General features: G+C 63.5%; 22 protein-coding genes. 13 read left to right on the top strand and 9 right to left on the bottom strand.

The window, feature by feature from the left end; genetic code table 11:
- Window position 1: 1 nt before the first annotated feature.
- The 12 genes from G8E10_RS13235 (at window position 2) to G8E10_RS13180 (ending at window position 14,020) form a co-directional block, all read left to right on the top strand.
- On the top strand, window positions 2–1,612 hold the full coding sequence (locus G8E10_RS13235; protein WP_167129590.1) for a dipeptide ABC transporter ATP-binding protein: 1,611 nt from the start codon (window positions 2–4) through the stop codon (window positions 1,610–1,612).
- A 37-nt stretch (window positions 1,613–1,649) separates the two neighbouring features.
- Window positions 1,650–2,546: an ABC transporter permease gene (locus tag G8E10_RS13230; protein WP_343289747.1), complete on the top strand. Its 897-nt coding sequence runs from the start codon at window positions 1,650–1,652 to the stop codon at window positions 2,544–2,546.
- A 3-nt stretch (window positions 2,547–2,549) separates the two neighbouring features.
- Entirely contained in the window at window positions 2,550–3,542 is a 993-nt protein-coding gene (locus tag G8E10_RS13225) for an ABC transporter permease (RefSeq protein ID WP_167129586.1), read from the top strand.
- A 64-nt stretch (window positions 3,543–3,606) separates the two neighbouring features.
- Complete coding sequence (locus tag G8E10_RS13220; protein WP_167129584.1) at window positions 3,607–4,857, top strand: acyl-CoA dehydrogenase family protein; 1,251 nt, start codon at window positions 3,607–3,609, stop codon at window positions 4,855–4,857.
- Between the two features lie 12 nt (window positions 4,858–4,869).
- Window positions 4,870–5,793 (top strand): LLM class flavin-dependent oxidoreductase, encoded by a 924-nt coding sequence (locus G8E10_RS13215; protein ID WP_167129582.1) that lies wholly within the window; start codon window positions 4,870–4,872, stop codon window positions 5,791–5,793.
- Between the two features lie 21 nt (window positions 5,794–5,814).
- Window positions 5,815–7,104, top strand: coding sequence for an NtaA/DmoA family FMN-dependent monooxygenase (locus G8E10_RS13210; RefSeq protein WP_167129579.1), 1,290 nt, complete (start codon window positions 5,815–5,817; stop codon window positions 7,102–7,104).
- 293 nt (window positions 7,105–7,397) lie between these two features.
- The gene (locus tag G8E10_RS13205; RefSeq protein ID WP_110736566.1) at window positions 7,398–8,144 is read left to right on the top strand and encodes a GntR family transcriptional regulator; all 747 of its coding nucleotides are present in this window, start codon (window positions 7,398–7,400) and stop codon (window positions 8,142–8,144) included.
- A gap of 68 nt (window positions 8,145–8,212) precedes the next feature.
- Window positions 8,213–9,775 (top strand): putative N-acetylmannosamine-6-phosphate 2-epimerase, encoded by a 1,563-nt coding sequence (locus G8E10_RS13200; RefSeq protein ID WP_167129577.1) that lies wholly within the window; start codon window positions 8,213–8,215, stop codon window positions 9,773–9,775.
- Window positions 9,776–9,811: 36 nt separating this feature from the next.
- A complete protein-coding gene (locus G8E10_RS13195) occupies window positions 9,812–11,143 on the top strand; it encodes an extracellular solute-binding protein (protein ID WP_167129575.1) in 1,332 nt (443 codons plus the stop codon).
- A gap of 55 nt (window positions 11,144–11,198) precedes the next feature.
- Entirely contained in the window at window positions 11,199–12,068 is an 870-nt protein-coding gene (locus tag G8E10_RS13190; protein WP_110802153.1) for a carbohydrate ABC transporter permease, read from the top strand.
- Between the two features lie 3 nt (window positions 12,069–12,071).
- The gene (locus tag G8E10_RS13185) at window positions 12,072–12,893 is read left to right on the top strand and encodes a carbohydrate ABC transporter permease (RefSeq protein ID WP_110729160.1); all 822 of its coding nucleotides are present in this window, start codon (window positions 12,072–12,074) and stop codon (window positions 12,891–12,893) included.
- Between the two features lie 134 nt (window positions 12,894–13,027).
- Window positions 13,028–14,020 (top strand): Gfo/Idh/MocA family protein, encoded by a 993-nt coding sequence (locus tag G8E10_RS13180; protein ID WP_167129573.1) that lies wholly within the window; start codon window positions 13,028–13,030, stop codon window positions 14,018–14,020.
- 52 nt (window positions 14,021–14,072) lie between these two features.
- Here the strand turns inward: G8E10_RS13180 and G8E10_RS13175 are convergent, their stop codons facing one another.
- The 9 genes from G8E10_RS13175 to G8E10_RS13135 all read right to left on the bottom strand — a co-directional run bounded on the left by G8E10_RS13175 (window position 14,073) and on the right by G8E10_RS13135 (window position 23,959).
- Window positions 14,073–15,647: an amidohydrolase family protein gene (locus G8E10_RS13175; RefSeq protein WP_167129571.1), complete on the bottom strand. Its 1,575-nt coding sequence runs from the start codon at window positions 15,645–15,647 to the stop codon at window positions 14,073–14,075.
- Complete coding sequence (locus G8E10_RS13170) at window positions 15,644–16,690, bottom strand: questin oxidase family protein (RefSeq protein WP_167129568.1); 1,047 nt, start codon at window positions 16,688–16,690, stop codon at window positions 15,644–15,646. The genes G8E10_RS13175 and G8E10_RS13170 overlap by 4 nt, the downstream gene beginning before the upstream one ends.
- Window positions 16,691–16,749: 59 nt before the next feature.
- Window positions 16,750–17,568 (bottom strand): creatininase family protein, encoded by an 819-nt coding sequence (locus G8E10_RS13165; RefSeq protein WP_132449577.1) that lies wholly within the window; start codon window positions 17,566–17,568, stop codon window positions 16,750–16,752.
- Window positions 17,565–19,040 carry an NAD(P)-binding domain-containing protein gene (locus G8E10_RS13160; protein WP_132449578.1) on the bottom strand — a complete coding sequence of 492 codons (1,476 nt, stop codon included), beginning with the start codon at window positions 19,038–19,040 and terminating at the stop codon, window positions 17,565–17,567. Before G8E10_RS13160 ends, G8E10_RS13165 begins: the two co-directional genes overlap by 4 nt.
- Window positions 19,037–19,831, bottom strand: coding sequence for an ABC transporter permease (locus G8E10_RS13155; protein WP_110729164.1), 795 nt, complete (start codon window positions 19,829–19,831; stop codon window positions 19,037–19,039). Before G8E10_RS13155 ends, G8E10_RS13160 begins: the two co-directional genes overlap by 4 nt.
- On the bottom strand, window positions 19,828–20,700 hold the full coding sequence (locus tag G8E10_RS13150) for an ABC transporter permease (RefSeq protein ID WP_245508111.1): 873 nt from the start codon (window positions 20,698–20,700) through the stop codon (window positions 19,828–19,830). Before G8E10_RS13150 ends, G8E10_RS13155 begins: the two co-directional genes overlap by 4 nt.
- A gap of 2 nt (window positions 20,701–20,702) precedes the next feature.
- Window positions 20,703–21,791, bottom strand: a complete 1,089-nt coding sequence (locus G8E10_RS13145) for an ABC transporter ATP-binding protein (protein ID WP_132714272.1) — start codon at window positions 21,789–21,791, stop codon at window positions 20,703–20,705.
- A gap of 2 nt (window positions 21,792–21,793) precedes the next feature.
- Window positions 21,794–22,873, bottom strand: a complete 1,080-nt coding sequence (locus G8E10_RS13140; protein ID WP_281517564.1) for an ABC transporter substrate-binding protein — start codon at window positions 22,871–22,873, stop codon at window positions 21,794–21,796.
- A gap of 111 nt (window positions 22,874–22,984) precedes the next feature.
- Window positions 22,985–23,959 carry a LysR family transcriptional regulator gene (locus G8E10_RS13135; protein WP_110802169.1) on the bottom strand — a complete coding sequence of 325 codons (975 nt, stop codon included), beginning with the start codon at window positions 23,957–23,959 and terminating at the stop codon, window positions 22,985–22,987.
- 213 nt (window positions 23,960–24,172) lie between these two features.
- Between G8E10_RS13135 and G8E10_RS13130 the strand changes: the two genes are divergently transcribed.
- Window positions 24,173–25,816 carry an ABC transporter ATP-binding protein gene (locus tag G8E10_RS13130; protein WP_167129566.1) on the top strand — a complete coding sequence of 548 codons (1,644 nt, stop codon included), beginning with the start codon at window positions 24,173–24,175 and terminating at the stop codon, window positions 25,814–25,816.
- The last annotated feature ends 177 nt before the right edge of the window (window positions 25,817–25,993 follow it).

The following is a 25,993-nucleotide window of genomic DNA, read 5'->3' as shown; positions in this document are numbered from 1 at the left end:
CATGCGTGTGTTTTCCGTCAGCGACCTGAAGGTCCGTTTCGGTCGCGTCGAAGCCGTGAGAGGTATCACCTTCGACGTCGATGCGGGCAGGACGCTGGCCATCGTCGGGGAGTCCGGTTCTGGAAAGAGCGCGGGGCTTCTCGCGGCAACCGGTCTTTTGCCGACATCGGCGTCGGTGCAGGGCAGTGTCCTGCATCGGGGGCAGGAAATCCTCGGGGCGTCGCCGAAGACACTGCGGAAAATCCGTGGGGCGGAGATCGGCTTCGTCTTCCAGGATCCGCTGAGCAATCTTCATCCCCTGAAGACGATCGGGGAGCAGATCGGCGAGGCGATGTCCGCGCATCGCAGGATCGACCGCAGCGAAAGGCGCGAACGCGTGCTCGCGCTTCTCGACGATGTCGGGATCGACGATCCCGTCGCGCGGCTGAAGCATTATCCGCGCCATCTTTCGGGCGGCATGCGGCAGCGGGTGATGATCGCCATGGCGATTGCGCTCGACCCGCATCTGATCATCGCCGACGAGCCGACGACCGCGCTCGATGTCACGGTTCAGGCGTCGATTCTCGACCTGCTCAAGCGTTTGCAGGAGAAACACGGAACGGCGCTCATCTTCGTCAGTCACGATCTCGCCGTCGTGTCCGATATCGCGGACGATGTCGTGGTGATGCAGAACGGCCTTGTGGTCGAGAAAGCGCCGGCCGGCCGCATCTACGACAGTCCGAAGCACGCCTACACCAGACAATTGCTGGGCGCTGCGCGCCTTGCAGGGCCGAGGGCATATGCAAAACCCGCCGGCGCCGAACCGCGCAGCCCGCTCCTTCATGTCCGTTCTCTCGGGCGATCCTTCGAGACATCGCGGCCAGTGCTGAAGGATGTTTCCTTTGTTGTGGGGAAAGGCGAAATCCTCGGTCTTGTCGGAGAGTCCGGCTCGGGCAAGTCGACCATCGGCCGCATCATCGCCGGTCTCGACAGACCCGACGCAGGAACGGTCACTCTCCGCGGAGAGGAGTATGCAAAGCCGGGAACCGCTGGCCTGAAGGCGGATATCCGCAGGGCGATTCAGGTCATCTTCCAGGATCCCTATGCGAGCCTCAACCCGCGACGGACCGTGGAGGCGATCCTCGCCGATCCCTTCATCATCGCTGGCGAGCGCGACAGGGCAAAGATCGCCGACCGGGTCAGGCAGCTCGTGTCGGATGTCGAATTGCCGGAGGACATACTCGGACGCCTGCCGTCGCAGCTTTCAGGCGGTCAGCGCCAGCGTATTGCTATCGCCCGGTCCATCGCGTTGCGGCCTTCGCTGATCGTGGCCGACGAGGCGGTATCGGCACTCGACATCACCACCCAGGCAAAGATCGTCGCATTGCTTGGCGATCTTCGCGATCGTCTCGGCATCTCGTTTCTCTTCATCTCGCACGATCTTGGCGTCGTCGGAGAATTATGTGACCGCGTCGCCGTGCTCGAAAAGGGCCATATCGTCGAGACCGGTCCGACGCGGCGCATCTTCGAACATCCGGAACATGACTATACGAAGCGGCTTCTGGCGGCGGTGCCGGGCCGCAAACGGCAGCCCGCGGATCGTTCGCAGAAGGCGGTGTCCTATGCTGGCTGAGGGCATTGCAGCGATTTCGGGACAGCGGAAAGACACCGTGTCCTCACCGACCCTTCTGCAGATCCTGTGGCGGGAGCGCAGCGTGCGGATCGGGGCAGGCATCGTCTTTCTCGTCCTGCTTGCGGCACTGTCGGCGCCGCTCGTTGCGCTCGCCCTCGGACATGGGCCGACGGACCAGTTTCAGGAGACGGCACTGGACGAGATGGGCCTCCCGGTCGGGCCGTCGGCAGCCTTTCCGCTCGGCGCCGATGGCAATGGACGCGATGTGCTTGTCCGGACCCTCTACGGGGCGCAGGTCTCTCTGCTGGTCGGCATTCCCGCGACGACGATCGCAATGCTCATCGGCACGCTCGTCGGAACCGTCAGTGGTTTTTTCGCCGGCCGGATCGATCGTGTCGTCAGCCAGGGAATAGATGTCGCTCTGTCCTTTCCCTTCGTGGTCACGGCGCTCAGCCTTCTGTCGCTCAACCGCGGCGGAACGGGGCAGCCCATCATTCCACCGCTGCTCGTCGTCATTCTCGTCATTTCCCTGTTCTCCTGGACCTATTTCGCGCGTCTGACGCGGGGCCTCGTTCTACAACTCCGGACAAGTCCGATGGTGGAGGCGTCGGTGACGATCGGAGCGTCGAAGACGCGCATCATCCGTCTCGACATCCTCCCGAACATCCTGCCGACGGTGCTCGTCTACTGGGCCGTGCAGCTGCCGGCGAATATCGTCGCCGAGGCCACTCTGTCCTTTCTCGGCGTGGGTATTCAGGCGCCGCTGCCGAGCTGGGGCAATATGATCGCGGAAGCCCAGAGAACGTCGCTCTATCAGGACCAGCCCTGGTTCCTCGCAGGCCCTGGTCTCGCGCTGTTTCTCACCGTCGTTGGGTTCAACACGCTGAGCTCGGGCCTCAGGACCGTGCTCGATCCTCACCAAAGGTCCGCGTGATCCATGATGAAGAATTCTCTTTCCACCCTCGTTCGCTCGACCACGACGCTGGTCATCGTCCTCATCCTGTCCTTCTTCATCACCCGCGTCGCCTATCGGAACCCTGCCGCTATGCTTGCACCCCGCAACGCCACGCAGGACGTGATCGACGGTGTCGCGCGGGCCTTGCGTCTCGATGAGCCCTGGTATCTGCAACTCTGGTATTATCTCTATCGCGGACCCGACATTCAGGGCGCTCCGATGGGGCTGTTCCATTGGCCACCGGCGCTCGGATTCTCGTTCCGCAAGCAGGCGCCGGTCACCGATCTGATCTTTGCAAAAGCGCCCGTCACGATCTCGCTGGCGCTCGGTGCTCTCGTCATCTGGATGACGATCGGCATCATCGCCGGCGTTGCCGCATCACGCTGGCAGGGGCGCCTCGTGGATCATGTGCTGGCGTTTTTCGCCTATGTCGGCCTGTCCGTGCCGACATTCCTGAGCGGCATCCTGATCTCCTATTTTCTGTTCTTCCAGCTGACCAGCCATGGCTTTGCCTGGTTCCCAAGCAGCGGCTACGTGCCGCTGACGGAAAACGCGGTGGAGTGGGCGCGGCATCTGCTGTTGCCCTGGGCGACGCTGGCAATTGCGGAAATCGGGATTTTCCAGCGCATCGTGCGGGCCGGCATGCTGGACGTGCTCGGGCAGGACTATATTCGCACTGCGCGCGCCAAGGGACTTTCGGAAACCCGCATCTACCTGTCTCATGCCCTGAAATCGGCGCTCAACCCGATCATCACGCTCGGCGGCCTTGAGCTCGCCGTCATCATGGGCGGCGCGATCGTCACTGAGACGATATTCGGGCTCGACGGGGTTGGCCGGATGGCCATCAACGCCGCCTTGGATGGCGATTTCCCGTTGGTGATCGGCACCACGATTTTTGCGTCTTCCGTCTTCGTCCTCAGCACCCTGACGGTCGATCTGATGGTGCAATGGCGCGACCCGGCAAGGCAAAGCTGAACACGATGCACCATGCCGCCCACCTATTTTCTGATCCAGCACCACTTCTAAGGAGACAACAAACATGACCGCAGTGGATGCTCCAGCTTCGCTTACCTACCTGCGCCCAGCCACGGCGAACGAAGAGGGTCTTGTGGCGCGCTTCCAGCCGATCTTCGACCGCATTGCCGAGGGCAATGTCGAGCGCGAGCGCAACCGCACCTTTCCGGTCGAGCAGGTACAATGGCTCAAGGACGCGAATTTCGCGCTCGTCCGCGTACCGGAAGAGTTCGGCGGATGGGGGGCTTCGCTGGAACAGACATATTATCTTCTCGCTCTGCTGGCCGAGGCGGATGCGAATGTTGCGCATGTCTGGCGCAATCACCTTGCATTTATCGAAGATCGCCTGAATGCCAGGCCTTCAACGGCCAACGAGCGCTGGTTCCAGCGTTTCCGTGACCGCGAATTCGTGGGTGGCGGCTGGACGGAAGCCAATAACGGCACCTACGCCACGATCAGCACGACGGTGACGCGCGAGGACGACCACCACAAGGTCACCGGCGCGAAATTCTATGCGACCGGCAGTCTCTACGCCGATTGGCTCGATGTCATCGGCAAGGGCGAGGACGGCTCGCTGATCACCGCTCTGGTCAGCCGCCACCAGCCGGGCGTCGTGCTCGCCGATGATTGGCCGGGGTTCGGCCAGCGCACCACAGCCAGCGGCAGCGCCACCTATCAGGATGCGATCGCGCAGGAAGGCGATGTCTTTCCGGCCAGCGAGCGTGTCGTCTATCAGGGGCATTTCTACCAGACGGCCCTGCTGGCGGTTCTGACGGGCATTACCCGTGCGATCCTGCGCGATGGGATCGTGGCATTGAAGGCGCGGGGGCGCAATTATCCGCAGGGTCTCAATCCGGTGCCGGCGCTCGATCCGCAGCTGCTGCAGGTCATCGGCGAAGTCTCGGCACGCGTCTTCTCGACGGAATCGGCTTTGCGACGCGCCGCCAGCTCGTTGGACCTCATTGCCGCGGCCCATGCGGCGGGCGATCTGGACCTGCGCGACAAACGCGCCACGGCTGGCGAAGTGGCTGTCGCCCAAGCACAACTCGTGATCGTCGAGGGTGTTCTGCACGCTGCCACGCATGTCTTTGGCGCACTCGGCGCATCTGCGACCTCCGAGGAAACCGCGCTCGATCGCCATTGGCGCAACGCACGCACGCTGGCCTCCCATAATCCGGTTGCCTACAAGGCGCGCATTCTGGGGGATTACCTCGTCAACGACACGTCGCCCCTGTCCAGCATCGCCCGGCTCGGCCGCGGCGGGCAAGGCAACTGAGGAGAAGCCCGGATGACCAAACCGTATCTGGCCCTCGGTCTTGCGGGACCGCATCTGGTGGAGCTGACCGAAAGCCGCACTTTGTTGTCGCGATGGGATGCATTGCCCGTCGCGTTCAGCGTGCTGGGCATCGACCGTATCGACGGAAGCTTGCCGGCATCGGTCACACTTGCAAGCAGCGCCGCCGGCGCGACCCTGGCGGGGGCAACGAAAAACGGTCGTTTCCTCATCGCGGCGGCACCGCAGCGCGACCATCCCTACAATATCGCCCGCCGTGTCGTTTCCCTCGCCCATCTTTCCCATGGTCGAAGCGGCCTTCTGATCGGCGTCCGAGATGCCTATGCCCCCGAAGGCCCGGCGGCGGGACCCGCCTGGGGTGGTGCGGGGCTTGGCGGCGGTGCGCCGCTGAACGCCCAAACCGCCTCTGATGCAGCCTTCGCGGTGCGGGCGCTGGAGCAGGGATGGCCCTACGACTCGATCATCGGCAACCGGGAAACCGGCATTCTGGTCGAGTCGAACCGCATCGTGCATGTCGATCTCAACAGCACCTTCTCCATCGCCGGCCCTTTGAACGCACCCGCGCCGGCAACGGGTGCCTCCGTGATTGCCTGGCATGCAGCGACCGTCGCCGACCTGCCCCCGGCAGATGCGGACAGCCCGATCGACCTCATGCTCGGCAATGCCGGATCGGTGCCGGTGGTCGCGCTCGGCGCGGAACCTCCTGCCGGACGGTTTGCGGGCATCCTCCTGCGCCCGAGCCTGGAGCAGTCGGTCGGCGAACTGCTGGATGTCGCCGAGCGATGGCTTGGCGATGGCTTCGCTTCCATTCCTCCTGGAGGAACCTTGCGCAATGCGCTCGACCTCACGGAGCCACCGCCATTGGCGCCGACGTTGCGCGCCGCTTTTCCGGCACCGAAACCCCATGTCTCCCTATAGACGGCAACGGAGCCTCTCCTCATGACGAACAAGCGATCCGGCCATGTCATCCTGGGGATCAACGTCCTCGTGCTGGGCTATCTACCCGCGGCCTGGAAGACGTCGCTTCTGGCAAAGGATGCTTTCATCGACCCGGATTACTGGGCGAACATCGGTAGGACGGCGGAACGCGGTACGCTCGATGCCCTCTTCCTGGCAGATGGCCCTCTCCTCGGCGACCCGGCCTATGACGCCAATCCGATCCGCCTTGAACCGACCGTAAACTGGGGACAGGTCGCCACCGCGACGTCCCGCGTCGGTCTGGTCTCAACCGCCTCGTCGACGTTCAACGATCCGTTCGAACTCGCCGAACGGCTGCTCTCATGGGACCACCAGACGGGTGGACGTGCGGCATGGAACGTTGTGACGACCCGCGGCGTGAACGCGGCGCGGAATTTCGGCATGCCCGATATTCCCTTTCGCGACGACCGCTACGATCGCGCACGGGAATTCGTGGACGTCGTGCGGGCCTTGTGGGGTTCGGCGGCAACGGGCCGGGATATCGATTTCCATGGCGAATTCTTCGATATCAAGGGGCGTTTGCGGGTGCCGCCCTCGAAACAGGGGCAACCGATCATCTTTCAGGCCGGCGGCTCGCCTCAAGGACGCGCGCTGGCGGGACGCGTGGCCGAGGGTGTGTTCGCCGCAGAGCTGACGAAACAGCAGGCGATAGAGCACTACCGTCTGGTGAAGAATTTCGCGCGCGGCAACGGCCGCTCCCCCGATGACATCAAGATCCTTCCCGGCCTGCTCCTGAGCCTGGGCAGCAGCGAAGAGGAAGCGCGTCGCCGCAGCGATGACATCCACGATGCCGGCCCGCCGTCCTACTCGATCGCCTGGTTGTCGCAAGCGATCGGCTATGATGCATCGACATTCGCGCTTGACGAGCCGTTTCCGGAAGAGGTTCTTGGCCCCGTCAAGGACAGCCAGACGTTCCTCGGCAGTATCGGTTTCAGGGAATCCATCATCACGCAAATCCGCAAGACCAACCCGACTGTGCGCGAATACCTGAAGCAGACACGCTATACCGGTTCAGGCCACGCCGGGTTTGTCGGGACGCCGGAACAACTCGCCGATCACATCGAGGACTGGTTTCACGCAGGCGCCATCGACGGCTTCAACCTGCAGCCGGATCGTCTGATCGATGGGCTGCCGGTCATTGTCGACGAACTCGTTCCGATCCTGCGCAAACGCGGCCTCTACCGTCATGCTTATGAAACGGAGACCCTGCGAGAGCACTTCAAAGCAGCCTCACCGACCCCGTCTTTCTAAGGTGCTCATCTTCTATATCGGATGCCTTAAGGAATGTTCCTGAAGGCGATGGCTTGTGCCCGATTCCAGATGGAAGCGCCCTTCCCATTCCGTCGAATTTCCATGCCGTGCCAATTTTCTTGGCCGTGTCTCGTAGCCGTTAGACTTGGCTCAGATACTCCTTGGGCAACGGCCTGATCTGCGCGCCGAGGGGATGATCGTGTCGGTATTGTCGCGCAATTCTAATACCAGTATAGATCCGAGAAATTTTCTTGAGGCCAGGTATCGGTCACGTTCACAGGTGAGGGAACAGGATGGGGGAGGATCTGCTCGCATCGATCGGGAGGGAGCTGAAGGCTGCGCCTCAGGGACAGCCGCTCTACAAGCGGCTGAAGACTGCGATCGAGACCGTCATCCGCTCGAATACGGTCAGGGCCGGCGCTGTCCTGCCGGGCGAGCGAACGCTCGCAGACGCTCTGTCGCTTTCCCGCGTCACGGTCCGCAAGGCGCTCGCGCTTCTGGAGGAGGAACGGTTGCTCAATCGCCGGCACGGCTTCCGGACGGAGATCGGGTCACGCGTCGAGAAATCTCTCTCCACCTTGACCAGCTTCTCGGAGGATATCGTTGCGCGGGGACTGGTGCCCGGTTGCATATGGCTTTCCAAGGAGATAGGCCGCCCGTCACCCGCCGAGATGATGGCGCTGGGCGTTGCGGGCAACAGCCAGATCCTGCGCATGAAGCGCATCAGGACGGCTGACGACGTCGCCATCGCGGTGGAGACCTCGACGGTTCCCGTTCGCTTCATTCCCTCGGGCGACATGGTCGGCGCGTCGCTGTACGAGACGCTGGAAGCTCGCGGCTTCCTGCCACAACGCGCCGTTCAACGCATGCGCTCGCGCGGCGCATCCGCGCAGGATGCCGTGCACCTTCACTGCGAGGTGGGAGCGCCGCTGCTGATGACGGAGCGCCGGTGCTTCCTAGCCGACGGTCAGATCGTCGAGTTTTGCGAGACCCGCTACAAGGGCGAGGTCTACGACTTCGTGTTCGAACTGCAGAGATAATACCAGTTTATAGCTGGTTGCCATCTGGTCTTTTCCGATTATCGTGATGCCGAACCGGAGTGTCGCGTGTGTTCGCCGAAGACCTGAAGAACAGCCTCATCGTCTCCTGCCAGCCGGTGCCCGATGGCCCGACGGACACGGCCGACTTTGTGGTCGGCTTTGCGAAAGCTGCCATCGATGCCGGCGCCCGGGCCTTGCGGATCGAGTCCGTGGCCTATGTCGCGGCCGTCCGGGCTGCGGTCACCGTTCCGATCATCGGAATCGTCAAGCGCGACCTCGACGACAGCGCCGTCCGCATCACGCCCTTTGTCGCAGATGCGGAGGCGCTGATGGCGGCAGGTGCCGACATCGTCGCTTTCGACGCCACCGACCGTCCCCGTCCTGCCTCCGTGGAGGCGCTCGTGCAGGCCGTCAAGGCGCGGGGCAAGCTGACGATGGCGGACTGCTCGAGCCTCGAGGATGCAAGACGGGCGCTGGCCGCCGGCGCCGATTTCGTCGGCACCACACTGTCGGGCTATGTCGGCGGCCCGGAGCCGGTCGATCCCGATCTCGACCTGATTGCGGCCATGCGCAGGCTGACCCCCTTCGTGATCGCCGAGGGGCGCATCCGCACGACCGAACAGGCGGCAGCGGCGGCACGGGCAGGGGCTTATGCCGTCGTCGTTGGTTCCGCCATCACTCGGACGGAGCATGTCACGGCCTGGTTCCGAGATGCTGTCACTTCGGCCTATGGGAGCAGGACCGATCAGGAGAATGCGGTGCTTGCCATCGACATCGGCGGCACGAAAACGATGGCGGCCCTGGTCGTCGGAGACGAGGTGGTCGAGGACATCACGGTCCCCACCCGAAGAGAAGACGGCCCCGATGCATGGCTGGCGGGCATCGCGGAGGCCACACGATCCTGGACGGGACGTTACACGCGCGTCGGTATCGCGGTCACCGGCTTCATCGAGGATGGACACTGGTCGGCCTTGAATGCGGCAACGCTGAATATTCCTCATCGATATCCGCTGCTGAGCCGAGCGGCGGCCCTGTTCGCCGTGCCGGTTCTTGCCGTCAACGATGCGCAGGCGGCGGCCTGGGGGGAGTTCAGGTTCGGCGCCGGAGCTTCGGCGTCGCGCGGCAGGGGCGATAGGCACGGCAACCTGGTGTTTCTCACGATCTCGACCGGCATTGGCGGCGGCATCGTGATCAACGGCCGGCCGCTTGACGGGCTCGCCGGCCACTTCGGGCTCATCCGCGGCCCTTCCGCCGGTAGATCGCCGCTGGAAGACCTGACCTCGGGCCGGTGGATGGCCGCAGAGGCCGCCAGGCTCGGGCATGCGGCAACGGCGGCAGAGATTTTCACATGGGCAGGCGAGGGGGCACCCTGGGCGAAGGAGATCGTCGCGCAATCCGCATTCCGCGCCGCGACGCTCTGCCGCGATATCCAGATGATGCTGGACCCCGGCGTGATCGTGATCGGCGGCGGCATCGGGCTTGCCGATGGCTACATCAAGCGCATGCGCCGTACCTTCGACGGGATGGATGCCCGCGTGACGCCCCGGCTGGTGCCAGCGCTGCTTGGCAGCCGGGCGGGCGTCGTCGGCGTCGCAAGCCTTGCCGCGGAGATGACCCAGAGACAGACCTGACCGTAACTTCCATCAACGATAACAAAGGGAACGTAGATGACATCGAACAGGACATGCCTATCGGCGCTTGCCATGCTTCTCGCGAGCGTCTCGCTGCCCGCCACCTCGAACGCAACGGTGACGGTGCTCGGTTGGCCGGGCGGATCGGAGGAAACAGCCCTGCGCGCTGCGGTCGAAACCTATAACGGCACGTCCGGCGTTGCGGATGCCGACAAGGTAGAGCTGCTGTTCTTCAACCGCGAGGGTTTCTACGACAAGCTGCAGGCCGACATGGCGGCGGGCTCGACCGCTTTCGACATCAACCTCGTCGCCACCTACTCGATTGGGCGCTATGCGCCCTACATGGAGCCGATCGATCTCGGCAGCGAGGCCGAAAAGACCTTCGGCGATGCCGTGCTGAAGACGATGCAGTTCGAGGGCAAGCAATATGGCGTGCCGACCGATCTGTCGCTGCACTTCATGTACTACCGCAAGGACCTGATGGACGCCCTGATGCAGGACGAGGCCGGCAAGAAGAAATATGCCGAAATCTCGCAGCAATTTCTCGGCAAGGCGCTGCAACCGAAAGACCCCGATAGCTGGACCTGGGACGACTGGGCGGCGACCTCTCTCTATTTCTCCAAGCAGGTCAATTCCGAAAGTCCGGTGCGCTACGGCACGGTGCTTCAGATGAAGAACCTGCTGTTCAACATGATGGTGTTCCAATCCCTCCCGCGCGCCTATGGGGGCGACTGGACGGACAAGGACGGGAACGTGACGGTGGACAGCGATGCCTACCGGACCGGGCTCGAACTTTACAAGACGCTCTACGACGCTGGCGCATCGCCGAAGGACTCGCTCAGCTACGAATATCCCGAAACCAATGCGGCCTTCAGTTCGGGCCAGGCGGCAACCGCCCTGCAATGGAACGCTGCCGCGGCCGATCTGACGAACCCGGAAACCTCGCCGGCCGTGGCCGGGGTTACCGGCATCGTCGCGCCGCCCGCAGGCCCGAACGGCCGCGCCGACCATATTCACGGCCTCGGTCTCGGCCTGAACAAGAATGCCAAGAACAAGGAGGGCGCCACCCGGTTCCTGAAATGGCTGGCGACGGAGGAGGCGGCGCTCGCTTATGCCCGCAGTGGCGGTTCTCCCGCCCTCGTGCCGGAGGTGGTCGCCAAGGTTGCCGAGGCACGCCCCGATCTCGTCAAGCTGGGCGAATTCGCCAGTAAATACGGCTACGTCATGAACGGCGCGACGTCGGCGAACGCGCTTTCGATCTACGAGCTTCAGGCAAAGGAATTCACCGGCTACTGGGCCGGTCAGCAAAGCCTCGACGAGGCCTTGGCAAACACCAAGTCCGGAATGCAGACCCTCCTCAAGAAGTGACGGCATTCCCCGGGCGGCGCATTCATCGCGACGCCCGGACCGTCCGTGGATCGACATGACCATTGTACGACGCTCCGAGGGACTTGGCTTTCTGACGCCGCTGGTCGGCTTTCTCCTGCTGTTCCTCGGCTTTCCCGCCATCATCAACCTGGTCTATTCCGTCTCGACCGTGACGTTCGAGACGCTGCGCGCGCCGACGATCAGCGGCTTTGGCAACTATCTTGCCGTGCTTGCAGACAGGGATTTCTGGCGGGCAACGTCCTTCTCTCTCCGCTTCGGCCTGCTGACGGCCATTGCAGAATGCCTGCTTGGCCTGTTCCTGGCGGTGTTCCTCGCCCCGCTTCTGACGAAGCGTCCCGTGCTGATGGCGCCGTTGATGTTGCCATTGATGGTGGCGCCGGCGATGGTCGGCCTGATGTACCGGCTGGTGCTGCACGAGTTCGCAGGGCCGGTGCCCTACTATCTCTTCGAATGGTTCGGCGACAGTCCGGCCTTTCTCGACATTAACAACGCCTTCTGGACGCTGAGTGTCGTGGAAATCCTGCAATGGACGCCGTTCGCCTTCCTGCTGTTCTACATGGCCTATGTCGCCGTACCCAACGATATCCGCGAGGCCGCCGCCCTCGACGGCGCTTCGGGCTGGAAAGTGCTCTGGCTTATCGAACTGCCGCTGATGCTGCCGACGCTCATCATCGCCTTCTTCATCCGGTTCATCGACGGCTTTCGCGTGTTCGACAATGTCTACGCCCTGACCGGCAGCGGCGCCGGTGGCTCCACAATGTCGCTTTCGATCTACATCTATCAGGCCTTCTTCAAGCAAGGGGCGATCGGCAAGGCCGTGGCTGCATCCGTGGTGCTGTTTCTGGCCTCGCTTGCCGTCCTCTACATGCTGAACTGGCTGGCAGGCCGGCGGCGCAGGAGCTAGACCATGATGAAAACCTTGCGCTGGATCGTCTTTGTCATCGCCGTTCTCGCGATGAACTTCCCCATCATCGTCACACTCGTCACGTCGTTCAAAAGTGCGCGCGAGCTGTCCGTCAATCCCGGTCTCTGGATCGGCCAGCCGACGATCGAGAACTATCTGCGGATCCTCACGCAGACGGACCGTTTCAACATCTACGCCTATCTGTGGAACAGCACCGTCGCCGCGCTAATCGGGACGGGCCTTGCGATCCTGCTCGCGTTTCCTGCCGCCTATGCCATTGCCAAGAGCGATGTCGGACGGCGGACGCTCCTGCCGATCGTCATCAACCTGCGCGCCGTGCCGCTGATCATTTTCGCGATCCCGCTCTACATGATGTATCAGTGGCTCGGACTGCTCGACACCCAGCTCGGCCTCGGGCTGATCCTAACCATCGTCAACATACCGCTGGCCCTCGTGATCCTCGTCGATGCGATTTCCGACGTTCCGCTCGAGCTTGACGAGGCGGCAAGGATGGACGGTGCCAGTTCCTGGCAGATCATGACGCGGATCATTCGTCCCGTCGTCCGCCCGGCGCTGGTGACGACCTTCATTTTCGGTTTCATCACGGCCTGGAACGAGTTTCTCTTCGGGTTGATGCTGACCACCAGCCGCGCCGTCCCCGCAACCGTCGGCGCCTCGTTCTTCTTCGCCGCCAGCGGTGGCGGCGTCCAGTGGGGAACAGCCTCCGCCGTCATGGTCCTCGGCGCCTTGCCACCGGTTCTCCTCGGTCTCGTCATGTACCGCCAAATCTCAGGCTCGATGATGGCGGGCGCCGTGAAGGGCTGACGGCCGTTTCGAACCAGACGGAAAGGACATCATGCGCTCAGAAGCGAGCAATATAGAATAACGCTTCCCGACCATGGCGAGGAGCGCCCACTTGTGCTCCAAAGGTCGGAATGGACGTTGTCATGGAGGATGAGATGGAAAAGGCACTGGGGTGGGGCATTCTGGCAACGGGATGGATTGCTGAACTGTTCACGCAGGACTTGATCGATGCAGGGCTCACGGTTGCCGCAGTGGGTTCGCGGAGCCCGGAAAAGGCGGCCGCTTTCGCTCAACGCTTCGGTATATTCAAAGCTCACGGGAGCTACGAAGATCTGGTTGCCGACCCTGACGTCGATATCATCTATGTCGCTACGCCCCATCCTCAGCACGTCGCTGCAGCCCTGCTGGCACTCGATGCCGGTAAGCACATCCTGATCGAGAAGCCGTTCACGTTGAATGCTCCGGAAGCCCGGCAGATCGTCGAGCGCGCCGCATCGAAAAACCGCGTCGTCCTGGAGGCGATGTGGACGCGGTTTCTGCCGCACATGCGACGGATTCACGAGGTCATCGATGCGGGGACGCTGGGAACGCTTCGCTCCGTGACGGCCGAGCACAAGCAGTCGCTGCCGACCGATCCGCACCATCGCCTGAACGCGCTGGACCTCGGAGGTGGTGCTCTGCTCGACCTCGGAATCTACCCGATCTCTTTTGCATTCGACATTCTGGGTCTTCCGACGGAGGTCAAAGCGACGGCGCGGTTCAAAGACACAGGCGTCGACGCGGAGGTGGCGACGGTCATGCAACATGCTAACGCCGCGATCTCGGTGACAACGTCCGCTCTGGACTGCGCCGGGCCCAACACCGCCGTCATCTACGGCTCGAAGGCCCGCATCGAGATTGCATCCGTCTGGTATTCGCCGACCTCCTTTCGCGTCATCGACCAGGAAGGTGCCATTCTGGAAGAGTTCGCAGAAACGGTCACCGGGCGTGGAATGCAGTTCCAGGCATTCGAGATGGAACGGCTTGTCCGGTCCGGTTCAGCCTCCAAGGTGATGAAACCTGAGGAAACCATTGCCATCATGGAGACGCTGGATGAGGTCAGGCGTCAGATTGTCCTGGTGTACCCGTCGGAACAGGGCATGTCGTAGAACGCGGCATCTCGGAACGGATTGTCGAACCGCGCCGGATTCCCAAAGCACATCATGTCCCATCCGCCATCGCATTATAGCGATAGGATTTTTGCCCCTTGCCCAGGCTGGAGGCCCGCAGCCGGGCTTCCAGATGAGGCATCATCGTCTCCACGGCGGTGCGGGCGGTTGCTTCCGCCGGGGTGTCCTGGCGTTCGAGGATGGCGGCGATCTCGGTAAGGACGGCGTCGCAATCGATCGTGACGACCTTGCCGCCATCGACGACGAGGCGGCCGCCGACGAAGACCTGATGGATGGCATGGCGGCCGCCGCGATGGAGGAGCGCTTCGACGATCGGCGTGCGGGGATGTATTGCGGGCCGGGCGATCTTGCGGCGATCCATCAGCACGATATCGGCCTGCTGGCCGGGCACGAGCCGGCCGGTGAAGCCGCCGAAGCCGACGGACCGGGCGCCGTGCTCGGTCGCCATCTGCAGCACGGCGGCGGCATCCGGTCGTTCGTTGAAGAGACCGGTCTCGCAGTGCAGTGCCCAGACCAATTTCATTTCCAGCGTCATGTCGCGATCATCCGCGATGTTCGACTGGTCGATGCCGAGCGAAACGGGAATGCCGCGGCGGCGCATCTCGTTGACAGGGGCGATGCCGCTGCCGAGCCGCAATCCCGACGAGGCATTATGGCACAGGGTGCAGCCGCAGTCCGCGATCAGGTCGAGATCTCCACGGCTCATCCAGTTGCCATGGCCAAGCGTCAGTTCCGGCCCGAGGCATTCGATCGCCTTGAGGTGCTCCACCGCGCTGTGGCCGTATCGCTTATACGCAAAGTCCCGCTGACGTTCGGTTTCCAAGAGGTGCATGTGCACGCTGCCGCCGGTCGCGCGTGCGGTGTCCATGATGGCCTGCAGGCAGGGATCGCTGCACCAGTGCAGGTTGGCGGGTGCCAGGTTGAGGCGGACATGGTCGCCGTTGGCGGGCAGCCAGCGGTCGCGCAGGTCTTGGTAGAATGCCATGAGCTCGGAAATGGGGATGGCGGCAGCAGCGAGCTTCGGGGCGATCCAGTCGCGGACATCTGTGGGAAGCCCGGCCAGCACCTCGGCATCGTCGTCATAGCCAAGAATATTGCGGTCGCGGATCATGAAGCAGAAACCGGCCCGCATGCCGATTTCGCCATAGGCGGACAGCGTGGCGTCGGCCGTTGCCATCCAGCCGTCCGGCGTGCCGGAAAGGCCGCTGTTGATGTGCTGCACGGTCGTCGTGCCGCTTTCCAGCATCTCGATGGCCGAATAAAGCGTATCGAGCCGGGTATCGACAGGCCGCATGGCGCGAAATTGCGGCAGCCAGAGTTCGAGCGGCGCGAACGGAATGCCCTGCATCAGCGGCGTCACGCCGAAATGGTGATGGGCGTTGACGAGGCCCGGCATGGCGATCATGTCGCGGGAGCCGTAGCGCGGCAGGTGGTCCTGGCCGTAGCCGACGGCCTCCAGCGGCCCAATCTGGGCAATCACGCCGCGATCGACGCGAATGCCGACATCGTGGCGCATCTGCATTCCGCCGTCCGCATCGAGCCCGGTCAGCACGGTGCCGGCCTCGATGATGCAGTCGGAAACAGGCGATCTCGCGGGAATGGTCATCGATAGTCTCCGATCATCCCGAGGCGCCGGGCGGCCACCACCCTGTAGAGCGGATCGCCATAGGCAGCCATCTCTTCGAAAGCGGAAAAGGCAAGGCTGATATCGTGTTCGTCATAGCTCTCGGCGGCAGCGGCGTGGATGTCGGCCCAACCGGGGGCCGGCAGGTGGCGCCAGCGGTCGACAGCCGTCGCATCCGGCAGAACGGGGAAGCCCAGTTCACCCATCAGCGCGGCGATGCCCTGCCAGAAGACGCGCAGCATCGTGTCCGTCGTTGCCGCATCGCAATGTGGGGAAACGAGGCGGATCCAGTGCAGCCCGGTGAGGGCGTGCAACGCTGCGAAATGCTGGGTTCCGGCAAAGAGTGCCAACGCTGTGGCGGCCATGCGCCGCATCGTGTCCGGCCCGATCTCCAGCCAGTCGACCACCGGCCTGAAGGCGGGCACGGCGGCAGCGTCGCGCATGTTCTGCCAGAGGAGATCGTGCAGCGGCAGACCGTGTAGCGGCGCAATCTCCGCCGTGAGTGCCAGAACCTCCGCCGGGTCGTCGGTTCGGGGTCTCTCCCCGGTCGCCGCGGGAAGCGGTAGGTATGTGGCGGCCCAGTAGCCGAGCGCGATGGCGACGGCATCGGGGTCCTGTTCCAAAACGCCATAGGCCGTGCGCATCAGCGCGTGGAAAGCGCTTGCCGCGATGCCGGGGGCAAGCCGCGGGAGATAGTGCCGCAAAGCGCCATCGATCCCGAGACGCGAGACTTCGCCTAAGAAGAACAGACGCAGTTCCGGCTCGCTCTGCCGCTCGCCGAGACGGGATGTCCATGTTCCCACGGTGAGATGCGATCGCGCCTGCGCAAAGGGCAGGAGCTTCTTCGTGTCGCGATAGTAGGAGAAGAACCGGCGCAACTGATGCGGTTTTCCGCCGATGCGGGCAAGCGCAACCAGCACCATGGGTGCGTGGTTGGCGAAGGTACGGTCGAACTCCGAGCCCCAATGCGGCATCTCCGCCATCAGGGCGGCGATCTCGTTCCCGGCGGTTTCCTGCAGGGTCATCGTTCTGTCTCCGGTATCGGTGCCTCGGTGGGCCTATCGGTGAAGACCGGCGGCATCGCTCAGGTCTTTTGCGAAAAACGTGTGTCGGGTGTCAGGCGCGCGAGGTCGAACGCCGCGGTCGCCGATACGAGCCCGACAAGGGCCTCTGCCGCGCGGCGCAGCACGGTCTCGCCCTTTGCCGCCGTGGCATTGGCCGCATTGCCGCAGACGCCGGCCGTATGCAGGTCCTGCGCCTGCCAGCCGAAGCCGACCGCGCCCTCGGCCGTCAGCGGGCTGCCGGAGCGCTCGATTTCCACCGTCAGTGGCACGAAGTCTTCGCTCAGGTCCATCGCGACCCGCTCGGGCGCAATCGCCAGCATCATGCTGGTCTCGATATCGCCGCCGTGGATGCCGTGGGCGATTTCGGCGGACAAGAACAGGTCGTCGATGGCAGTGATCCGGAACCAGGAGCATCCGACCGCCAGCATGCCGAGGTCGCGGCGGATGTCCCTGCAGGCGATATCCATCAGCGCGATCTGGCCACCGTGCGAATTGAAGAACAGGATCCGGCGAACGCCGGCGCGGTGCACGCTCGTCGCCAGATCCAGCCAGACCCGACGCAGCGTTTCACCGGAAATAGCGAGCGTTCCGGGAAAGGCGATGTGCTCGTCCGATTTGCCGACGGTCATGGCCGGGAGGATCAGCACGTCGGCGTCGTCATTTAGAAGGGCTGCGAAGCGGTCGAGGATCGCCGCATTGATGGCGGCATCGACATGAACGGGAAGATGCGGCCCATGCTGCTCGATCGCCGCGATCGGCAGGATCGCCACGGTGTTTGCAAAATCGCGCGTGGCGAACTCCGCCGTCGTCAGGTCCTGCCAGAGAAACGAACGGGTCATCGCACCGCCTCCGTTTCAAGGGTCGCCAGACGCGCCTCGAAGTCGTCTGCCACCGGAAGATCGACCGAGGCATAGCGCTCGAGCGCCGGCAGGATCGCCTGTTCCTGATCGAGAAGCAGGCGACGCAGCACGCCGCGCACCAGCCGGGGAACGGCGTGGCGATGCCCGCTGATCGAGGTGGAATGCGGACCCTGGCTGACGAAGCTCGCGCTGTTGAAGGCAAAGACGCGGCCGACCCAGGCGTCCTCTTCGTGCTTCGGCAGGAAGCCGTAGAAGGCATCGAGATAGGGCAGGCGTGCCAGGCGCTCGTCCGCCTCGTCGTCCGGTGGCGTGTAGCGTTCGCCCCAGAGTGCGATGCGGGCGGACAGGCTCTTCAGTTCGGCGCGCGCCGGCAGATCGACCGCCATGCCGGTCGCCAGCAGCAGGTGATCGAATTCGAGCACGCCACCCGGCGTGGTCACGTGGATGGCACCCTGCGTTTCCCGAACGTCGAGCCAGGGCGTTGCCGGACGAAGGCGGAAGCCGGGCAGGGCCATCGCCGTCTCGAAGCTGCGCACCGGTGGCGGCTGGTCGTTCTTTCGGAAGAACCGGGCGATCTGCCAGCGGGTCGTGTCGGAGAGGTCGGGATAATGCGTCATCATCCCCGGCGTCTCGATGGCGCGGTGCGGATTGGTGCGCGGCAGCCGCGGACGGCGAAAGCACAGATCGACGGAAGCAGCACCGGCCGAAAGCGCCTTGATGGCATTGTCGAAGGCGGAGGCGCCGTGGCCGAGCACACCGACGCGCTTGCCTCTTAGACGGTCAAAATCCACCGGCCCGTTGGTGTGATCGTAGCGGCTCTTGTCCAGACTGTCGGAGACGAAGGCCGGAACCCGCCAGGCGCCGGCACCGTCGAAACCGGTCGCCAGTACGACGGCACGCGCCAGCGTCCGGGTGACGGTTCCCCGGCAGAGGCTGGTCACCGCTATCACGTCGCCGTCCGCCGCGACGTCGAGGACCTGCGTTTCGCTGGTGATCGTGATGTCGAAGACGCCGGCATACCAGTCGAGATAGGCCTTCCAGTCGGTTCGCGGAATGCGCGGCAGGTCCGCCCAGGCGGCGACGCCGTACCGCGTTTCGAACCAGCGGCGCACCGAGAGGTTGGGCACGTTGAATTCGTTGCCCACCTGCGTTTTCGGTGTGCGCAGCTCCTCCATGCGGGCGAAGGTCAGCCACGGCCCTTCCGAGCCGGCGGGCGCGCTGTCGAGGACGCGCACGTCGGCAAGGCCCTCCCACTTCAGTCCGGCTGCCAGGGTCACCCCCGACTGGCCGCCACCGACGATGATGACATCGGCAATGGCGCCTGCCGCGTGACCGTCGAGGGGCGCGAGCCAGCCGGGCGCCGGATATCCGAGGGCGGCGAGATCCGCGCGCGCGGCCTGTTCCAGGTCGTCGAGGGTTGCAGGTGTGGCGGTGATGGGGGAGATGATCATTCGGGGTCTCGCATGGGAGAGGCACGGCGGCGCAGGCGGCGGCGGTTCAGTTCGGTCAGGGCGACGATGACGGCTGTCAATACGAGGACGGAGACCTGCATGGCGTTGAGGTCGGGCTTCAGTTCCCGCCGAAATTCCGACGCGACCACCAGAGACAGCGGCTGCGTTCGGCCCGCCAGAAACATCGAGATCGTGAGGTCGGCGAGCGAGAGGATAACGCTGATGGAATAGGCGGCCCCGAGCGCGCCGCTCAACTGCGGCAGGAGCACGCGGCGGAAGCTCTGCCATGGCGTGGCGCCGAGATCGCGCGCCGCCTCCTCCAGCCGCGGATCGAGCCGGATGAGGACCGCGGCGATGATCGTGGTGGCGAAAGGGACGGCAACCAGCGTCTGCGCCGCAATCAGCGCGGTCGCGCCCCGCCCGAGCCCTACCCAGTTCATCAGCATCGCCTGCGCGATGGAGAGCACCGTCTTCGGCACCAGAAAGGGAAGGATGACGAGGACGACGAAGACCGCGCGAAACCGCAGGCCCGGTGCCGTCACGGCAAGCGCTGCCATTAGCCCGATGAACGCGCCAAGGATGCCGACGGGCTGCGCGATGAGGAAGCTGGTCAGGAACCCTTCGAGAAAGGCCCGGTTGCCGAAGAGGTCTGCGTACCAGGAGAGCGTGAAGCCGCTCAAGGGAAAGGCCATGAGGCTCGACGCGTTGAACGAGAAGATCGCGAGCACGACGATCGGCAGGTAGAAGAAGCCGACGCCAAGCGCGAGCACGAGGGAGACGGTTCGGCTCATGGCAGGCGCCCCGCAAAGACGGCCCGCGCACCCCGCATGCGCAGGAGCAGACCCGCCATCAGGCTGGCGCAGCCGAAGAGCACGATGAGAAGGCTGAGCGCGAGAGCCGAGGCGAGCGGCCAGTCGAAGGCCGTGCCGAACAGATTGTCGATCATCGCCATGGGGGTTGCGCCGGAGGTGCCGCCAAGCAGGCTCGGCGTCAGCATGTCGCCGGCGGCAAGAGCGAAGACGGCGAAGAGCCCGACGGCAAGCCCCGGCGTCGTCAGCGGAAGGATCACCTTGGTAAAGGCCTCGACCGGACGGGCGCCAAGATCGCGTGCCGCCTCGATCAGCCTATGATCCACCAGCTCCACCGAGATCCAGATCGCCAGAACCATGAAGGGCAGGTTGTTGTAGAGCAGAACCAGATGCGTGGTGAACGGCGAGAACAGCAGGAACTTCAGCGGCGCGTCGATCAAGTCAAAACCCTTGAGAACGGCATTCACGAGACCTTCGGAGCCGAGCACGATCCGCCAGGCGTAGATGCGCACGATCTCGCCGGTGTAGAGGGGCGTGAGAAGGACGATGTTGGCGACGCCTTTCCAGACGACCGGCAGGCGGGCCATGGCCAGCGCCAGGGGATAGCCGACAAGGGCTGCGAGCCCAGCCGTGACGAGGCCGGACACGACCGCCTTGCCGATCAGGAAGGCGAAGACCGGATTGGACAGGATCTGCCCCCAGCTGTGGCCGGAGAGGTCGGGCACCATCTCGAAGGCGTCCATGTCCACCGTGAAAACGCTGAAGACGAGAAGCAGACCGAGCGGCAGGACGCAGCCGAGCACGAGGGCAAGCGCCACGGGGAAAGCGAGATGGACGCGGGAAAACGGCATGCTCATCCCTCCGCGTGCGTGATGAAGGCGCGGGCTCTATCGTGTTCGAGCCCGATGTCGGTGCCGGGATCAAGGGCCGTGTCGCTCATGACGCGCAGCAGGCAGCCATGGCTTTCCGCTTCGATCAGGAACCGGTCGCCCCGGAACACCACGTGCTGCACCCGGGCCCGCAGGGCCGAGGGGGCGGTGGACACCTGCAGGTGTTCCGGGCGAATGACGAGCATCGCGTCTGCCCCGCTTTCCAGCCCCTCGACTGCCGGCGCCTGCACGATGCCGAGCGGCGTTTCGAGCGTCGCATTCGCCTGCATTTCATCCCGGCTCGTTGTGAGGATCTTTCCGGAGACGAGGCTTGCCGAGCCGATGAAGTCGGCGACGAAGGCGCTCGCCGGCCGTGCGTACAGCGTCAGCGGATCGGCCTTCTGGACGATGCGGCCCTTGTTCATGACCACGACGATATCGGACAGGGCGAAGGCCTCGTCCTGGTCGTGCGTGACATAGACGAAGGCGATGCCGAGCCTGCGTTGCAGATCCTTCAGCTCGATCTGAAGATGGCCGCGCATCTTCCGGTCGAGGGCGGACAACGGTTCGTCGAGGAGGAGCATGTGCGGCTCCCCGATGATGGCGCGGGCCACGGCCACGCGTTGCTGTTGCCCGCCGGACAGCTGGTGAGGATATCGTGCGCCGAAATCTCCCATGTGAACGGCATCGAGCGCGCGCTTCACGCGCGAGGACGGATCGCCCGACCCGCGCCGCAAGGTGAGCGAGAATGCGACGTTCTGAAACACCGTCAGGTGCGGGAACAGGGCATAGCTCTGGAAGACGGTGTTGACGGGTCGGCGCTCCGGCGGCACGCCCTTGAGCGGGCGTCCGTCGAGGACGAGCGATCCCGCGTCCGGTGTCTCGAATCCGGCGATCATCCGCAGGATGGTCGTCTTGCCGCATCCCGACGGCCCGAGCAGCGTGGTGAAGGCCCGCTCCGGAATGTCGAGATCGACCCCATCGACGGCACGGCCCTTGCCGTAGGATTTGACAAGGCCGCGGGCCGACAGGATCAGGCCCGCTTCGGGCTTGACGGGCGTATGCTCCGGCATGGTCAGCTTGCCTTGACCTCGTTCCAGATCTTCAGCCAGTCCGAGTAGTTATCGGGCGCGACCGGCCACATGAAGGACTTCATCACCTCCATGTCATCCACGAAGATCGCGGCCTGCTGCTCCTTCGTCAGATCGTCGCGGATGATCGAGGAGGTCGTCGCGTAATTGCCGATCCGGGCGATTTCGGTCGCGTATTGCGCGCCGAGCAGGTAGTCGGCGAATTTCAAAGCCAGTTCGGTCTTTTCGGGCGAAAGCGAGGCGGGCATCCCGAAGCAGTCGCACCACCCCATGATGCCCGCTTTTGGCTTGGCCATTCCCATGGGAAGCTTTCCCTTCAGCTCGTCATAGGGCACGCGCCAGGAGAAGGCGCAGGACACCTCGCCGGTCGCAAAGAGGTTGGTAAGGTCGCCGATCGTCTGCCAGTAGGTCCGCAGCAGCGGCTTTTGCGCGATGAGAAGCTTCTTGGCTTCCGCCAGTTCCTTTGCATCCATCAAGAACACCTTGTCGCGCGGCACGCCGGCCACCAGCCCGGCGATCGCAATGGATTCCAGCGCATAGTCGCGCATGGCGAGCTGGCCGGAATATTTCGGGTCGAACAGTGTCGTGTAGTCCGGCTCGTTGTCGAACTTGTCGGTGCGGTAAACGAGGGGATTGAGGCCCCAGAGATAGGGGACGGCGAAGAGCTTGCCGCTGTCGTCCAGCACCTTGGGCGTCGTCTTGAGGACATCGTACATGCGGGCGGCATTGGGAAGCTTGGAAAGATCGATCTCCTTGAGGAGGCCGGCCTTGATATAGCGCCAGCTGCCGTTGAGCGACGGGTTGATCATGTCCCAGTCCGCCGCCGAGCCCGTCTTCAGGGCTGCGAACTGCGCATCCTCGCTGGAGAGGAAGGAGAGCTTGATCCGGGTGCCGGTCTCCTTCTCGAAAGCGGTGACATATTCCGGATGACCGTTGGATTCCCACGTCGCCCAGACGAGTTCGGAAACGGCGGCGTGCGCAGCACTCGTCGAACCCAGAATGCCGGCGGCCGTTCCCGCAGCAAAGCCCGCCAGTATTTCCCGTCGTGTCAGTCCCTGCTGCATCGTCTCACCTCTTGCCGGTTTCTTTTGCACTGCAGCAAGTGTGCGTTTTTTGAGCACGAACGCCTATAACCAGATCGCAATAGACACTATTGCGGCTTTGCGAAGAGGGCATCAGAGGGGGACGAGGCATGTCTCCGTCGTTGCCGCGCGATCCAGCGCGCGAACGTCGGCTGCCACTGACTTGATCATCTGGCGGAGCCAGGCGTGGTCCGGCGAATGGTGCTTGCAATCGTGCCAGAGCATGTAGAACGTCATCTGCCCGAGCTCTGTCGGCGCATCCAGCACCGCAAAGGGGAAAGCCTGGGCGATCTGCTCGGCAAAATGCCGGCCCGTGGTGAACACGAGGTCGGACTGGGCGACGACATAGGGCGCGATGGCATATTCGGGCACGGTCACGCCGATCCGCCGCTTCAGTCCCAGCTCGATCAGCCGCCCGTCGATGGGGCTGAGATGCGCGCGCTTGTCGGAGGTCGGCGAAAGATGGTTTTCCCGAAGAAATTCCTCCATCCCGATGCGGTCGCGCCGGCCGGCGAAAGGGTGGCTCGACCGCACGACGCAGACGATGTCGGTCGTCAGAAGCGTCGACATTCTCAGGTGTTCAGGCGGATGAGGCCAGTTCCCGATCACGGCATCGATGGTGCCGTCGGCCAGCTGTGCAAGGAAATCCTCATAGCTCGGCAGCGGGCAGACATCGATATTGACCGAAGGAGCGACGCGGGCGATGCGTCCCACGAGCGGCGGCAAAAAGACGGTGCCGAGGCAGTTGGCAGCAACGATACGGAAGGTCCGCTTCGACGTTGCGGGATCGAAGGTGGGGTGCGGCGCGAGCTGCGCATCGATCGTCCCCAGAATATCACGGATGGTCTCCCGCATCGCAAGTCCGCGCTCCGTCGGCACCAGCGTGCTGCCCGAGCGCACGAGAAGAGGGTCATCGAGAAGCTCGCGCAGTTTGCGCAAGGTAAGGCTGACGGTCGGTTGCGCCTGCCCCAAAAGCTCCGCCGTCCTGGAAACGCTGCATTCCGTCAGGAGCAGCAGCAAAGTCCGCATCAGCCGGACATCGAGCGATCCACTTGCCTGTGTCGTCATGGCATGTCGCTTTCATTGGAGGGACATGCCATCGAGACGCATATTTCGTGCCACGTGGGAGCGAGGCTGCTTGTACGGGCGGGACCTATCCAGAAGACGCAACTGGCGGTCATAAGGCGCTGGACAAGATAGTGGACATCATCCACTATCTTGTCGTCAGGCATGCATACATGCCGGCCACAGCGGACAAAGTTACAAAATTAAGGGGAACTTATGTCGCAAAAACCCGCGTCGTCCGACGTGGTGCTGTCCGTTCGCAATCTGACGGTGGATCTTCCCGTCGGAATGGAGCGAGCCCACGCCGTCAGCAATATATCGTTCGATCTTCGATCCGGCGAAATCCTCTGCATCATTGGTGAGTCCGGTTCCGGAAAGTCTGTCACCGCCAACACGATCATGGGGCTACTCCCACCATCTATCCGCGTCAGCGGGGGTGAGATCCATTTCAAGGGCATGGATATTCTCGCGACCAGCGAGGCGAAAATCAGACCACTCCGCGGCCAGGCCGTCTCCATCATTTTCCAGGATCCGCTGTCTGCCTTGAATCCCCTGATGACCGTCGGCGATCAGATTGCCGAGGTCATGAAGGCCCACAATGTCGGCACAACCAAAAGCCGGAAGGCGAAGGTTCTCGAACTGCTGGAAGAGGTGGGGCTACCCGATCCGGCCCTCATGCACCTGCAATATCCATTCCGCCTCTCGGGCGGCCAGCGCCAGCGCGTGATGATCGCCATGGCACTTGCGCTCGATCCAGATGTGCTGATTGCCGACGAGCCGACGACTGCGCTCGATGTCACGACCCAGGCGCAGATCCTCGACCTCATCCGCAAGATCCAGCAACGCAAGAACATGAGCGTCATGTTCATCACGCACGATTTCGGGGTCGTGGCCGAGATCGCCGATCGTGTCGTGGTGATGGAAAAGGGGCATCTTGTCGAGCAGGGTAGGGCCGAAGACGTGCTGGTCAGCCCCCGTCATCCCTACACCCAGCGCTTGGTCGCGGCCGTTCCACGCATGCGGAGCGACGATCAGATCACACCCGAGGAAACGCCGATCGTTCTTCAGGTCGAAAATCTGGAGAAGGAGTACCGCAGCGGCGGTTCCGTCTTCAGCAAAGCGCGTGTCGTCAAGGCGGTGAACGGCGTCAGCTTTATCTTACGCAAAGGCCAAACCCTTGGCGTCGTCGGGGAAAGCGGTTCGGGAAAGTCATCGCTCGGACGCGTTCTTCTCAAGCTTCTGGAGCCTGACGGCGGCGTTATCCGCTTCGACGGCCGCGACATCGCTCAGATGCCGGAAGAAAGCTTCCGGAGGCTGCGGCCCTATATCCAGATGATCTTCCAGGATCCGTTCGCCTCTCTGAACCCGCGTCATACGATCGGCAGGATCCTGACGGTCGGGCCTGTCGCCCATGGCATGACGGTTCATGAAGCGAGGGTAAAAGCCATGGGTCTGCTGAAGCTTGTCGGCTTGGACGAGCAGGCATACGAGCGTTTTCCGCATGAGTTTTCCGGCGGACAGCGACAACGCATCGGCATCGCTCGGGCCTTGATGTTCGACCCGGTGGTCCTGGTCGCCGACGAGGCGGTGTCAGCACTCGACGTGTCCATTCAGGCCCAGATCCTGGAACTGCTGGCGCGGGTTCAGAAGGAGATGAAGGTGGCGATCATCTTCATCACCCATGACCTTCGGGTGGCCAGTCAGATCTGCGACGACGTTCTGGTCATGCACAAAGGCAGCGTCGTGGAACATGGGCCGCCTTCAAGGATCTTCCGCGCGCCCGCACATGACTACACGCGAGCGCTTGTCGCCGCGATCCCCGGTGCCGAGTGGGAAGCCCGAGCGGCGGCGATAGGCTGACGACGGGTCCTCAACGCGCTGGCCTTGCGGGAAACGATACGCCGCTACGGAAGAGACATCCTGCATCACCCTGATCTCGGTGGAGGTCAGGGTGCACTGTGTTGCGAAAATTATGTAATTGTTTTTGTTAGATAATTCGTAATTTTTGGCAGGAAACCAGTTGCAAAAGTCCACTAA

Origin of the sequence: Ferranicluibacter rubi, from assembly GCF_011603255.1 — a bacterium.
GTDB classification, from domain to species: Bacteria; Pseudomonadota; Alphaproteobacteria; order Rhizobiales; family Rhizobiaceae; genus Ferranicluibacter; species Ferranicluibacter rubi.
This window is presented reverse-complemented; position numbering and strand designations above follow the sequence as displayed.